The 12,643-nt window shown below is 72.4% G+C and carries 12 protein-coding genes and 1 riboswitch; of the genes, 10 read left to right on the top strand and 2 right to left on the bottom strand.

From position 1 onward, the window contains the following. The first annotated feature begins 179 nt into the window (after positions 1-179). A riboswitch (FMN riboswitch) is annotated at positions 180-309 on the top strand. Positions 310-569: 260 nt separating this feature from the next. The 10 genes from ribD (at position 570) to ACFXGI_RS30015 (ending at position 9,402) form a co-directional block, all read left to right on the top strand. Continuing rightward, positions 570-1,658 carry a bifunctional diaminohydroxyphosphoribosylaminopyrimidine deaminase/5-amino-6-(5-phosphoribosylamino)uracil reductase RibD gene (ribD, locus tag ACFXGI_RS30060; protein ID WP_384713433.1) on the top strand — a complete coding sequence of 363 codons (1,089 nt, stop codon included), beginning with the start codon at positions 570-572 and terminating at the stop codon, positions 1,656-1,658. Further along, positions 1,659-2,282 (top strand): riboflavin synthase, encoded by a 624-nt coding sequence (locus tag ACFXGI_RS30055; RefSeq protein ID WP_030871812.1) that lies wholly within the window; start codon positions 1,659-1,661, stop codon positions 2,280-2,282. Next, complete coding sequence (locus ACFXGI_RS30050) at positions 2,279-2,932, top strand: nicotinamide mononucleotide transporter family protein (protein ID WP_351777463.1); 654 nt, start codon at positions 2,279-2,281, stop codon at positions 2,930-2,932. Before ACFXGI_RS30055 ends, ACFXGI_RS30050 begins: the two co-directional genes overlap by 4 nt. Then, the gene (locus ACFXGI_RS30045; RefSeq protein WP_384713283.1) at positions 2,929-4,227 is read left to right on the top strand and encodes a bifunctional 3,4-dihydroxy-2-butanone-4-phosphate synthase/GTP cyclohydrolase II; all 1,299 of its coding nucleotides are present in this window, start codon (positions 2,929-2,931) and stop codon (positions 4,225-4,227) included. The genes ACFXGI_RS30050 and ACFXGI_RS30045 overlap by 4 nt, the downstream gene beginning before the upstream one ends. A gap of 71 nt (positions 4,228-4,298) precedes the next feature. After that, positions 4,299-4,784: a 6,7-dimethyl-8-ribityllumazine synthase gene (gene ribH, locus ACFXGI_RS30040; RefSeq protein WP_384713280.1), complete on the top strand. Its 486-nt coding sequence runs from the start codon at positions 4,299-4,301 to the stop codon at positions 4,782-4,784. 35 nt (positions 4,785-4,819) lie between these two features. Then, entirely contained in the window at positions 4,820-5,101 is a 282-nt protein-coding gene (locus tag ACFXGI_RS30035; protein WP_030871828.1) for a phosphoribosyl-ATP diphosphatase, read from the top strand. 77 nt (positions 5,102-5,178) lie between these two features. After that, positions 5,179-6,027: an ATP phosphoribosyltransferase gene (hisG, locus tag ACFXGI_RS30030; RefSeq protein ID WP_030157592.1), complete on the top strand. Its 849-nt coding sequence runs from the start codon at positions 5,179-5,181 to the stop codon at positions 6,025-6,027. A gap of 52 nt (positions 6,028-6,079) precedes the next feature. After that, complete coding sequence (locus tag ACFXGI_RS30025) at positions 6,080-6,544, top strand: PH domain-containing protein (RefSeq protein WP_384713275.1); 465 nt, start codon at positions 6,080-6,082, stop codon at positions 6,542-6,544. Positions 6,545-6,871: 327 nt separating this feature from the next. Further along, complete coding sequence (locus ACFXGI_RS30020; protein WP_384713272.1) at positions 6,872-8,332, top strand: hemolysin family protein; 1,461 nt, start codon at positions 6,872-6,874, stop codon at positions 8,330-8,332. Continuing rightward, positions 8,329-9,402, top strand: a complete 1,074-nt coding sequence (locus ACFXGI_RS30015) for a hemolysin family protein (RefSeq protein ID WP_384713269.1) — start codon at positions 8,329-8,331, stop codon at positions 9,400-9,402. The genes ACFXGI_RS30020 and ACFXGI_RS30015 overlap by 4 nt, the downstream gene beginning before the upstream one ends. A gap of 54 nt (positions 9,403-9,456) precedes the next feature. On the opposite strand, the gene ACFXGI_RS30010 is transcribed toward ACFXGI_RS30015, so the two are convergent. After that, positions 9,457-11,406 carry an AAA family ATPase gene (locus ACFXGI_RS30010; protein WP_384713266.1) on the bottom strand — a complete coding sequence of 650 codons (1,950 nt, stop codon included), beginning with the start codon at positions 11,404-11,406 and terminating at the stop codon, positions 9,457-9,459. 378 nt (positions 11,407-11,784) lie between these two features. Continuing rightward, positions 11,785-12,420, bottom strand: coding sequence for a uridine kinase (locus tag ACFXGI_RS30005; protein WP_384713263.1), 636 nt, complete (start codon positions 12,418-12,420; stop codon positions 11,785-11,787). Between the last annotated feature and the right edge of the window lie 223 nt (positions 12,421-12,643).

Raw genomic sequence — 12,643 nt, 5'->3', positions numbered from 1 at the left:
TCTCCCGGGGAAGATGAAGGGAACGTTAAGAGGACTAGACCACCCCGTCAACAGGTCTGGACCAATGGCGGTCCGACGTGACGGATTCCCGCGCCGGCGCCTCCCTGTGACCCAGGCCACAGCATCTCGCTCGCATGGCCGACGATCGACCGTGGCAAACTGGCAGCAGTACCAGTAAGCAGCGCACTCCGGGGTCGGTGTAATTCCGAACCGGCGGTATAGTCCGCGACCCGTCCGCAGCCAGCGGCCGGTTGACCAGGTGAAATTCCTGGACCGACGGTGAAAGTCCGGATGGGAGGCAGTGCGCGGCGGGCCAGTCACCGGTACGCCGCCGTCGGCGGTTCATCGGCGTATCCCCTGCGGATGCGTCCGGGCGGACCGTTTTTTCGGCCTCGGCGTCCCCGCGTGAGCTGTACCGCTTCATCTGTCGTATCCCGACAGGCCCCGGAGTCCGTGCCCGACAGAGGCAGGAGGACCCGGTGGCGAACCACGCCGCGCACGCACCGCACGACGCCTTCGACGAGGGCGAGACCGCCCCCGGCGCCGTCGCCGCAGCCGACGCGCAGGCCATGCGCCGCGCCATCGAGCTCGCCGCCCGCGCCCTCGGCTCCACCAGCCCCAACCCGGTCGTCGGCTGCGTCATCACCGACGCCGCGGGCACCGTCGTCGGCGAGGGCTGGCACGAGCGGGCCGGCGGCCCGCACGCCGAGGTCCACGCCCTGCGCGCCGCCGGCGAGGCCGCCCGCGGCGGCACCGCGTACGTCACCCTCGAACCCTGCAACCACACCGGCCGTACGGGCCCCTGCGCCCAGGCCCTCGTCGAGGCCGGCGTCACCCGCGTGGTCTACGCCGTCCCCGACCCGAACCCGCAGGCCAGCGGCGGAGCCACCACCCTGCGTGCTGCCGGGATCAAGGCCGAGGGCGGGTTCCTGGAGGCCGAGGCCGCGGCCGGCAACGCCGCCTGGCTCACCTCCGTACGCCTGGGCCGCCCGCACGTGACCTGGAAGTACGCCGCCACCCTCGACGGCCGCAGCGCCGCCGCGGACGGCAGCAGCCGCTGGATCACCGGCCCGGAATCCCGCGCCGACGTCCACCGGCTGCGTGCCGAGGCCGACGCCGTCCTCGTGGGCGGCGGCACCCTGCGCGCCGACGACCCGCACCTGGCCGTACGAGGGATCGAAGGGGCCACCCAGCCCCTGCGCGTCGCCCTCGACACCCGCGCCGGCCTGCCGGCGACCGCCCGCATCCTCGACGACGCCGCGCCCACGCTGCTCGTCGTCGGCGAGGACGCCGACACCCGGCACCTGCCGGGCGGCGCCGACCTGCTCCGGCTGCCCCTGCACGACGGCCGCATCGCCGTCCACGACCTCCTCGCGCAGCTGTACGACCGCGGCGTGCGCTCCGTCTTCCTGGAAGGCGGCCCCACCCTCGCGGGCGCCTTCCTCGAAGCCGGAACCGTCGACCGCGTCATCGGCTACCTCGCCCCGGCCCTCCTCGGCTCCGGCCCCGCCGCCCTCGCCGACGCCGGTATCACCAACATCGCCCGCGCGGTGCGCCTCGACATCACCGAGGCCGTCCGCGTCGGCGCCGATCTCCGCATCACCGCCGTACCCGTGTCCGAAGCCGTCCCCACCCCCACCGCCCCCAAGGAGCACTGAGTGTTCACCGGAATCGTCGAAGAACTGGGCGAGGTCACCGCCGTCGAGCAGCTCTCGGAGGCCTCCCGCTTCCGCCTGCGCGGCCCCGTCGTCACCGACGGCGCCAAGCACGGCGACTCCATCGCCGTCAACGGCGTCTGCCTGACCGTCGTCGAGACCGGCGACGGCGAGTTCACCGCCGACGTCATGCAGGAGACCCTCAAGCGCTCCAGCCTCGGCGCCCTCCACGCGGGCTCCCGGGTCAACCTGGAGCGCCCGATGGCCCTCGGCGGACGGCTCGGCGGACACCTGGTCCAGGGGCACGTGGACGGAACCGGCGAGATCCTGTCCAGGACGCCCTCCGAGCACTGGGAGATCGTCAAGGTCTCGCTCCCGGAGAACCTGTCCCGGTACGTCGTGGAGAAGGGCTCCATCACGGTGGACGGCGTCAGCCTCACCGTGGTCGAGGCCGCTGCGGACTGGTTCACCATCAGCCTCATCCCCACCACGCTCGCGCTGACCACCCTGGGCCTCAAGCAGCCCGGCGACCCGGTCAACCTCGAGGTCGACGTCCTCGCGAAGTACGTCGAGCGGCTGCTCGCCGCCGGTGTGGACCCGCTGACCGCCAAGGAGGATCAGCAGTGACCGCCCTGACCTGGCTCAACGCGGAGGCCTTCACGGTCTTCGGCCAGAAGGTCATCTGGTCCGACATGATCGGCAACCTGATGGGCCTGGCCGCCCTCGCCCTGGGCTGGCGCCGCTCCATATGGACCTGGCCCGCCCAGCTCCTGTCCGGCCTGATCCTCATAGCCGCCTACGCCTCCGCCCACCTCGCCGGCGGCGTAGGCAAGCAGCTCCTCGTCATCGGCGTGGCGGCCTGGGGCTGGCGCGCCTGGCAGCGCGGCCGCCAGGAGGCCCAGGACGGCACCCTCGCGGTGCGGACCGCCACCTGGACGGAGCGCGGACTGCTCCTCGCGGGGGCGGCGCTGGGCACCCTCGCCGTCGGCGGCCTGTTCACGCTCTTCCCGAACCTGTCCTGGAGCCCGTGGGCCGACGCCTACATCTTCGTCGGCACGATCGTCGCGATGGTCGCCCAGGCCCGCGGCCTCGTCGAGTTCTGGTTCGCCTGGCTCCTCGTCGACCTGGTCGGCGTCCCCCTCGCCTTCACCAACGGACTGGCCTTCTCCGGCCTCGTCTACGTCGTCTACTTCGCGCTCGTCCTCTGGGGCGCCCACGACTGGTACCAGCGTTCGCGCACCACCCCCGCCCCGGCCCTGGAAGGAGCAACGGCATGACCTCCCTCAAGCCCGTGCCCGACATCGACGCCGTCCTCGACGCCGTCTTCCGGCTCGACCCCGTCGAGCAGGCCATCCGCGACATCGCGGCCGGCCGGCCGGTGGTCGTCGTCGACGACGAGGACCGCGAGAACGAGGGCGACCTCGTCATCGCGGCCGAGAAGGCGACCCCCGAGATCGTCGCGTTCATGATGAGCGAGTGCCGCGGCCTGATCTGCGCCCCCATGGAGGGCCCGGAGCTGGAGCGGCTCGAGCTGCCCCAGATGGTCCAGAACAACACCGAGTCGATGAAGACCGCCTTCACGGTCTCCGTCGACGCGAGCGCCGCCCACGGCGTGACCACCGGCATCTCGGCCGCCGACCGCTCCACCACCCTGAGAATGCTCGCCGACGGGGTCTCCGAGCCCTCGGACTTCGTCCGCCCGGGCCACGTCTTCCCGCTGCGCGCCAAGCCCGGCGGCGTCCTGGTCCGCAACGGCCACACCGAGGCCGCCGTCGACCTCGCCCGCCTCGCGGGCCTGCGCCCCGTCGGCGCGATCGTGGAGATCGCCGGCGAGGACGGCGTCATGCTGCGCCTGCCCGAGCTGATCCCCTTCGCCCGCAAGCACGGCCTGACGATCATCTCCATCGAGGACCTGATCGCCTACCGCCGCTCCGCCGAGCCGACCGTGCGCCGCGAGGCCACGGTCACGCTGCCGACCGCCCACGGCGACTTCACGGCGTACGGCTACCGCTCCACCGTCGACGGCGTGGAGCACGTCGCCCTCGTCCACGGCGAGATCGGCGACGGCCGGGACGTCGTGGTCAGGGTCCACTCCGAGTGCCTGACCGGCGACATCTTCCACTCCCTGCGCTGCGACTGCGGCCCCCAGCTGCACGCCTCCATGGCCCGCGTCAAGGAAGAGGGCCGCGGCGTGGTCGTCTACCTGCGCGGTCACGAGGGCCGCGGCATCGGACTGGTGTCCAAGCTGCGCGCGTACGAACTCCAGGAGCGCGGCCGCGACACCCTGGACGCCAACCTGGAGCTCGGCCTGCCCGCCGACGCACGCGACTACGCCGCCGGCGCGCAGATCCTCGCCGACCTCGGCGTCCAGAGCGTCCGGCTGCTGACCAACAACCCCGACAAGTCCGCCGCCCTCGTACGGCACGGCATCGCGGTCAACGACCGGGTGGCCATGCCCACGGAGGCCGGGGAGCACAATCTGCGGTACCTGCGCACGAAGCGGGACCGCATGGGCCACGACCTGCCCTGGCTGGACCGGGCCGTGACCGCCACCACCTGCGGCAACCAGTAAGCACGCACGAACCACCCCACCAGCAGCACACACCACGAACCACGAACCACGAAGAACCGAGGAGCACAGCTGTGAGCGGCAAGGGCGCACCCGAACTGAGTGTCAGGAACTGCGGAGACCTCCGGGTCGCAGTCATCGCGGCCCAGTGGCACGAGAAGGTCATGGACGGGCTCGTCGACGGCGCCCTGCGCGCCCTGCACGAACTGGGCATCGACGAGCCGACCCTGCTCCGCGTCCCGGGCAGCTTCGAACTCCCGGTCGCGGCGAAGGTGCTGGCCGGCCGCGGCTACGATGCCATCGTCGCCCTCGGAGTCGTCATCCGCGGCGGCACCCCGCACTTCGAATACGTCTGCCAGGGCGTCACCCAAGGCCTGGTGCAGGTGTCGATCGACACCGGAGTCCCCGTCGGCTTCGGCGTACTGACCTGCGACAACGACGAGCAGGCGCTGGATCGCGCCGGGCTCGAGGGGTCGAACGAGGACAAGGGACACGAAGCGGTCATCGCCGCCGTCTCGACCGCTGTGACCCTGCGGTCCGTCAGCGAACCCTGGCACTGAGTGGTGGCGGGGGACCCCGTATTCTGAGGACCATCATGGCGAACACACCCTCCAAGAGTTTCGAAGAGCTCTTCAGCGAGCTTCAGCTCAAGGCCGCCACCGGCGACCCCGGCTCCTCCCGCACCGCCGAGCTTGTCGGCAAGGGCGTCCATGCGATCGGCAAGAAGATCGTCGAGGAGGCCGCCGAGGTCTGGATGGCCGCCGAGTACGAGGGCAAGGAAGCCGCCGCCGAGGAGATCTCGCAGCTGCTGTACCACGTCCAGGTGATGATGGTCGCGCGCGGGATCTCCCTCGACGACGTCTACGCGCACCTCTAGGCCGCAGCCCGTCCCGCGGGTCCCCCGCCCGCCGCCCACCCAACATCTTTCGCAATCCACGCACTGAAGGAAGCCCCATGCTGCGCATCGCCGTCCCCAACAAGGGTTCACTCTCCGGAGCGGCGTCGGCGATGCTCCATGAGGCCGGCTACCGCCAGCGCAAGGAGTCCAAGGAGCTCGTGGTCCTCGACCCCGAGAACGGTGTGGAGTTCTTCTACCTCCGCCCGAAGGACATCGCGATCTACGTCGCCTCGGGCAAGCTCGACATCGGCATCACCGGCCGTGACCTGCTGCTCGACTCCGGCGCCAGCGCGGAGGAGATCCTCCCGCTGAACTTCGGCCGCTCGACCTTCCGCTACGCCACCAAGCCCGGCACCGCGAAGGGCCCCGAGGACTTCACCGGGATGACGATCGCGACCTCGTACGAGGGAATCGTCGCCAAGCACCTCGCCGAGCAGGGCATCGACGCCTCCGTCGTGCACCTGGACGGCGCGGTCGAGACCGCCATCCAGCTCGGCGTCGCCCAGATCATCGCGGACGTCGTCGAGACCGGCACCAGCCTGCGCAACGCCGGCCTGGAGGTCATCGGCGAGCCGATCCTCACCTCCGAGGCCGTGGTCATCCGCCGCAACGGCGCCGACGCCGAGAACCCGCAGGCCCAGCAGTTCCTGCGGCGCCTCCAGGGCGTCCTCGTGGCCCGCAGCTACGTGATGATGGACTACGACTGCCGCGCCGAGCACCTGGAGCGGGCCGTCGCCCTCACCCCGGGCCTGGAGTCGCCGACCATCTCCCCGCTGCACAACGAGGGCTGGGTCGCCGTCCGCGCGATGGTCCCCGCCAAGGAGGCGCAGCGGATCATGGACGACCTGTACGAGCTCGGCGCGCGCGCGATCCTCACCACCTCGATCCACGCCTGCCGTCTCTGACCCGTACGTCCTTCCGACCCGTACGCCCCCTCCCGAAGGCATCTCCCGCATCATGGCCGAGTCCGCCGCCCAGCCCGCACTGCCCGCCCTGCCGGTCACCTTCCGGCCGACCCGTACCCGGGCCGTCCTGCTGGGCGTCGGGCTCGCCATGTTCGCCACCATCACGGCGATCGCCCTGCTGCTGGAGAACCTCGGCCCGGGGGAGCGGGTCAGCTTCGTCTTCACCGCCGTCCTGCTGTCGTCCGTACTCGTCCTGCTCAGCCGACCCAAGGTGGTCGCGGACGAGGCGGGCGTCACCGTCGTGAACCTGACCAACACCCGCCGCCTGGAGTGGGCGCAGATCCTGCGCGTCAACCTCCGCCCGGGCGACCCGTGGGTGTTCCTGGACCTCAGCGACGGTACGAGCCTGCCCGCGCTCGGCATCCAGCCCGGCGTGGCCAAGCAGCAGGCCATCGGCGACGCCCGCGCGCTGCGCGCGCTCGCCGAAGCCCGGGGAACCGGGCCGCACCACCACTGAGCGCCCGCCGCGCGGACGCCCGACCCGCACACCCCGGACAGCGGAAGCCCGAACAAGCGGTGAACAGCCGTGGAACGGGCCTCGCACGGGGCCTGAGCGGGCCTTGAGCGGCTCTCGGACGAAGCACCGGAGCCGCAGCCGACCGCTGCGTCCCATTGCGGCGGCGATCTCAGTGACTACCCTGGTGGCGGGGCGCACCCGTACGCCCTCCCACCGGCCCCGGGACCCCGAGGCCCGCGGGCACCTGCGACTTGAGGAGTGACTCCCTCCAGCAATGGACGGATCGTCCGGTAGTACCCGCGCCGCCCTCCCCACGGAGGCGGCGGCATGACCATCCCGCTACTTCTGCTCGTGGCGGCATTCGCCCTGATCCTCGCCAACGGCTTCTTCGTGGCGGCCGAGTTCGGCCTCGTCACCGTGGAACGGCCCGAGGCCGAACGCGCCGCAGCCGACGGCGACCGCCGTGCCCGCACGGTGGTCGAAGCCCTGCGGGAGCTGTCCTTCCAGCTCTCCGGCACCCAGCTCGGCATCACCATCACCTCCCTCGTGGTCGGCATGCTCGCCGAACCGGCCCTCGCCGGACTGCTGACCGGGCCGCTCGCGGCCACCGGCCTGCCCGCGGGAGCCGTCTCCGGCGTCGCCGTCTTCATCGGCATGCTGCTCGCCTCCGCCGTCCAGATGGTCGTCGGCGAGCTCGTCCCGAAGAACTGGGCGGTCTCCCGGCCGCTGCAGGTGGCCCGCTTCGTGGCCGGCCCGCAGCAGGTCTTCTCCCGTGCCTTCCGGCCGGTCATCGCCGGCCTCAACGCCGTCGCCAACCGTCTCGTACGGATGCTCGGCGTGGAGCCGGCCGAGGAGATGGCCTCCGCCCGCACCCCCGGCGAACTGGTCTCCCTGGTCCGTCATTCGGCCCAGGCCGGCGCCCTCGAACAGGACACCGCCGACCTCTTCGTGCGGACCCTCTCGCTGGGCGAGCTCACGGCCCAGCACGTCATGACCCCCCGGGTGAAGGTCAGCGCCCTCCAGCACACGGCCACCGCGGCCGACGTGCTGAACCTGACCCGCGCCACCGGGCTGTCCCGCTTCCCGGTCTACCGGGAGCGCATCGACGAGGTCACCGGGGTCGTCCACCTCAAGGACGCCCTCGCCGTGCCCGAGTCCGAGCGCGCCCGCACCACCGTGAGCCGCATCTGCGTCGCCCCGCTGCTGGTGCCCGGCTCCCTGCCGGTGCAGCCGCTGCTGGAGCGGCTGCGCAGCGAGCAGCCGATGGCCGTCGTCGTCGACGAGTACGGCGGCACCGCCGGGGTGGTCACCCTGGAGGACATCGTGGAGGAGCTCGTCGGCGAGGTACGCGACGAGCACGACCTCGCCGAGGACGAGGGCCCCGAACTGGCCGCCGTACCCGCCGAGGACGGCCGCCCCTCCTGGGAGGCCGACGGCAGCTGCCGGGTGCAGACCCTGCGCCGGATAGGCCTGGAGGTGCCCGAAGGCCCGTACGAGACCGTCGCCGGCCTCGTCGCGGACCTGCTGGGCCGGATCCCCGCCCCCGGGGACCGCGCCGAACTGCCCGGCTGGAAGCTGTCCGTCCGCCAGGTCGGCCGCAACCGCGCCGAGCGCGTCCGGCTGGTCCGGCTGGGCAGCGTCCCCGTCGCCGCGCACGGGACCGCCCCCGAGGCCCCCCGCCCCACCGTCCGGATCGACGCGGGCGCCGTACGCACCGGACCCGGCCGGCAGGCCTCCCCGGACGGCCGGTCGCCGCAGTCGGCCCAGCTGGAAGGCGCCGGCCGATGAACGCCCTCCAACTGCTGTTCGCCCTGCTCCTGGTCCTGGCCAATGGTTTCTTCGTCGGCGCCGAGTTCGCACTCGTCTCCGTACGGCGCAGCCAGATCGAGCCGCTCGCCAAGGAGTCCAAGCGGGCCCGCCAGGTGCTGTACGGGCTGGAGAACCTGCCGCGGATGATGGCGGCGGCCCAGTTCGGCATCACCATCTGCTCCCTGACCCTCGGCGCGGTCGCCGAGCCGACGGTGGCACGCCTGCTGGAACCGCTGTTCCACGCGGCGCACATCCCGCAGGGCATGATCCACCCGCTGGGCTACGCGGTGGCGCTCGCCGCCGTCGTCTTCCTCCACCTGGTCATCGGCGAGATGGTGCCCAAGAACCTCGCCATGGCCGCGCCCGAGAAGACCTCCCTCTGGTTCAGCCCGGGCCTGGTGGCCTTCGCCCGGCTGTGCGGCCCCGTCACCAGTGCGCTGGGCTCCTGCGCGCACCTGGTGCTCCGCCTCTTCAAGGTGGAGCCCAAGGACGAGGTCGAGGCCGTCTACACCAGCGCCCAGCTCGGCCGGCTCGTCGAGGACTCCCGGCAGGCCGGGCTCCTGGAACCGGGCGAGCAGGAGCGGCTGGAGGACGCCCTGGAGCTGGGCAGCCGCCCGGTCACCGACGTGCTGCTCGCCCGGGACCGGCTGGTCACGGTCGGCCCCTCGGCGACCCCGCGCCAGATCGAGCAGCTGACGGTCCGCACCGGCTACTCTCGCTTCCCGGTCCGCTCCGAGAACGGGGCCTTCATGGGCTACGTGCACGTGAAGGACGTCCTGGACCTGGAGGACCGGGAGCGGGCCGTGCCCCAGCGGGTCTGGCGGCGGATGACCACACTGTCCGCCACCCTCCCGCTGGACGACGCGCTCAGCGTCATGCGCCGGGACGCCACCCATCTGGCCCAGGTCGCCGACCCGGCCGGCCGGGTGCTGGGCCTGGTCGCCCTGGAGGACGTCCTGGAGATGCTGGTCGGCGAGGTACGCGATCCCGCGCACCGCGTACCGGCCCGCCGTCCGGGCCCCCGGCAGAACAGCCCCGCCGGGGTGTGAGAGGCCGAGGCGTGAACCGCTGCCGCCCCGCAGGACCTCTGCGGGGCGGCAGCGCTACATCGGCGGCGGCTCCGGCCGGTCCCGGTCCTGGGGGCCGCGGCCCGACAGGACTTCCCCGTACGCCTGCATCAGGTCCGGCAGCCGCAGCGTCGCCAGGTCGTCCCGCGAGGGCTCGCCCGGGAAGCCGGCCAGCCGCAGGTCCCGGTACGCGCAGCTCTTCTCGTACAGGGTGCGCAGGAAGCGGCCGTTGCCCAGCTCGTCGATCCAGCCCTGCTCCACCACGTGCCCGCTGATGCTGCGCAGTTCGTCCAGGGCCTCCTCGTCCCAGCAGTCGCCGTTGGCGTCCGCCAGTACCCCGCCGATCGCGGTCAGCTCCAGCGGCCGGTAGCTCGGGAAGTCCACCCGGGTCGTGAACCGCGAGGACAGCCCCGGATTGGCCGCCAACAGCCGGTCCATCCCGGCCGGATAGCCGGCCAGGATCACCACCAGGTGGTCCCGGTTGTCCTCCGCCCGCTTCAGCAGCACCTGGAGCGCCTCGTCCCCGTACGCGTCGCCCTTGCTGTACCCGGTGTTGGAGAGGCTGTACGCCTCGTCCACGAACAGCACCCCGCCGATCGCCGAATCGATCAGCTCGTTCGCCTTCACGGCGGTCTGCCCGAGGAACTCGCCCACCAGGTCCGCCCGCTGGGCCTCCACCAGATGGTCCCCGCCCAGCAGCCCGAGCGCGTAGAAGACCCGGCCCAGGATCCGCGCCACCGTCGTCTTGCCCGTGCCCGACGGCCCGGAGAAGACGAAATGCCGCTTCGGCGGCTGCACCGGCAGCCCCTGCCCGGCCCGCAGCCGGGCCATGTGCAGCTGTGCGGAGAGCGCCTTCACCTGCCGTTTCACCGGCTCCAGCCCCACCATCCGTTCCAGCTCCGCCAGCGCCTCGGCGAGCAGCGCCGGATCGGCCGGCCCCGTCGGCAGCCCTCCGGGCGCGGCCTGCGGCGGGACCGCCACCTTGCGGCGTACGCCCTCCACCCGGCCCCCGCCCGGACCGCCAGGAGCCCCGAACCGCGGATCCGGATCCGGCGAGATCAGCGGGTCCGGCTCCGCCTGCCCGTCCGCCGCGATGTCCTGGACGGGGCCGCCGCCGAGGGCCACCGCCGCGAAGTCCCCGCCGACCGGCGAGAGATCATGACCCGCGTACCCCTCGTAGCCGGACGCGGCGTATCCGGTGTATCCGTCGGCCCCGTCGACGTAGTCGCTGTCCTCGATCGCCGTCAGCCGGGCCGCCGTGTCCATGAACGCCGGGTCCACCCGGTGTACCGCCCGGTATAGCGGCAGGGCCGCCGCGCTGCGCCCGGTCCCCTCGTGCGCCCGCGCCAGCCAGTACCGCAGCTCCTTGCGCTGCGGCTGCTCGCTGCGGCACCGCATCAGCGCCGCCGACAGCATCGGCTCGGCCTGCCCGTACATCTCCAGGCGGACCCGGGCCATCCCGCCGAACAGGCCCGCCTCGATGCCCAGCAGCGGATCGTCCACCAGCGGCTCGGTGTGCCGCACCAGCTGCTCCCAGTCCTTGACCAGGTAGGAGCGGCAGGCGTGCAGGAACCGCACCTGCGCATCGGTGTCCACCGGCGGCAGCGCGGCCAGCGCCTGGTCCAGCTCGGGGACGTGCCGGCCGTCCAGCCAGTGCGAGGCGTGCGCCAGCAGCAGGTCCCGCCGGCTCTCCAGTACCGGCTGTACCCACCAGCCGAGCCAGTACCAGGAGTTCAGGGTCCGCCGGTGGCGGGCCCGCTGCTCGCCGAAGCGGTCGCGGTGGGCGTACATGCGCAATAAGGCGTTCGTGGTGTCCACCCGGAGCGCGTGCAGGCCCAGCCATGCGTCGGCCATCGAGGGATCCAGTCGTACGGCCGCCCGGAACTCCTCCTCGGCCTGCGGATAGGCGCCCATGGTGCAGGCGTCCACCCCGCGCAGCCAGGCGAGTTCGGCCGGGGCGTGCGTGCCCGGCGTGCCGAAATCCATCACATCCCCCACAAGCCTGCCCCCGTGGTGCACAGCAACCCCCGCGTCGCGCCCGCGAGTTGTCCACTGCGCCGATGAAATCAGGGGTGCATCGTACCTGCGGCCAAGCACCATACGTAGGGTGCGGCCGACACCGGTCGGAGGCGCACCAGAGGCGCGCGAGGTGACTCAGGGTGAAGATTTCGGGGGGACCTGGCTCACGCGGAGCCGGTGGAAGACCGGCCCGGGGCAGAACGAAGCCCCCGATCACGGGGGAACGATCGGGGGCTTCGCGTCCGTTGCAGCCTGGAAAGACCGCGCATTCAGAACGTAAGGCCGGTGCGGGGCCCAGGTCAAGCGAGTCGGTGCAGGCCCGCTCGAGCGGATTCCCCGAGCGGCTCAGGTCCGGGGGAATCCGTCACCTTCCGTAACGGAAGAGGTCCTTCCGGAGGTCGCATCCGCCCCGGAAGTCCACTCGTATCCCGTACCGCTCTGGCGTACCAAAGTGTCGGCGAAGGGGCGCGAAGGATCATCCGCGAAGTGTGCGAGCTCCGCGTGCTCCCATCCGTCCCAGAAGTCGGAAAGTTCACGCCCGTCCCGATTTCTCCCGCGCCCCCAGGACTGCGCGCGCGGGGTCTCCATCCACAGCAGTCGCGCCAGATGCGGGCGCAGCGCCCGCCGCCCGGCCCCGACCCCCTCGATCAGCAGAAGCGGAACCGGCTCCAGCACCCGCTCGGGGCCGAACCGGCGCTCCACCCAGTCGTACGGGGCCCAGTGGGCCGGCCGCCCGGCGGCGAGCGGCTCCAGCACCTGCGCGCGCAGCCGCTCCGGCCACTCGAAGAGCTCCTCGTGGGTGGCCACGTCGTCCAGGTGCAGCACGGGTGCCCCGCCCAGCGCCTCGGCGAGCCGCCCGGCGAAGGTGCTCTTCCCGGACCCGGCGTGCCCGTCGACCGCGATCAGCCGGACCGGGCCCAGCGACGGGGGCAGTGCGGCGAGTTCACGCGCGAGTGACTGAAGTGACTGCTGAGGCTCCACCCGGCCAGGGTAGGGCGTTGGCCTGCCCCGGTGCCGTGTCACCCCGACACGGTGCCGTGGCTTCGCCGCCCGGCGGGCGGGAACTGGAAGGGTGGAGCCTTCGACCGCCGCACCGACCCCTGGGGGACACGCCGATGACCGCACCCACACCACGCCGTGCCCTGCTGGCCGTCGCGCTCGCCGCGGCCGCGGCGGCCACCGTCCCGGGCGGCCGCGCCTGGGC

The organism is Streptomyces sp. NPDC059355 (assembly GCF_042752335.1).
In the GTDB taxonomy this organism is placed as follows: Bacteria; Actinomycetota; Actinomycetes; order Streptomycetales; family Streptomycetaceae; genus Streptomyces.
This window is presented reverse-complemented; position numbering and strand designations above follow the sequence as displayed.

Coding starts and splice junctions, on each gene's coding strand:
- ribD (WP_384713433.1), top strand. CDS start 570: ATGCGCCGCGCCATCGAGCTCGCCGCCCGCGCCCTCGGCTCCACCAGC.
- ACFXGI_RS30045 (WP_384713283.1), top strand. CDS start 2,929: ATGACCTCCCTCAAGCCCGTGCCCGACATCGACGCCGTCCTCGACGCC.
- ACFXGI_RS30035 (WP_030871828.1), top strand. CDS start 4,820: ATGGCGAACACACCCTCCAAGAGTTTCGAAGAGCTCTTCAGCGAGCTT.
- hisG (WP_030157592.1), top strand. CDS start 5,179: ATGCTGCGCATCGCCGTCCCCAACAAGGGTTCACTCTCCGGAGCGGCG.
- ACFXGI_RS30025 (WP_384713275.1), top strand. CDS start 6,080: ATGGCCGAGTCCGCCGCCCAGCCCGCACTGCCCGCCCTGCCGGTCACC.
- ACFXGI_RS30020 (WP_384713272.1), top strand. CDS start 6,872: ATGACCATCCCGCTACTTCTGCTCGTGGCGGCATTCGCCCTGATCCTC.
- ACFXGI_RS30015 (WP_384713269.1), top strand. CDS start 8,329: ATGAACGCCCTCCAACTGCTGTTCGCCCTGCTCCTGGTCCTGGCCAAT.
- ACFXGI_RS30010 (WP_384713266.1), bottom strand. CDS start 11,406: ATGGATTTCGGCACGCCGGGCACGCACGCCCCGGCCGAACTCGCCTGG.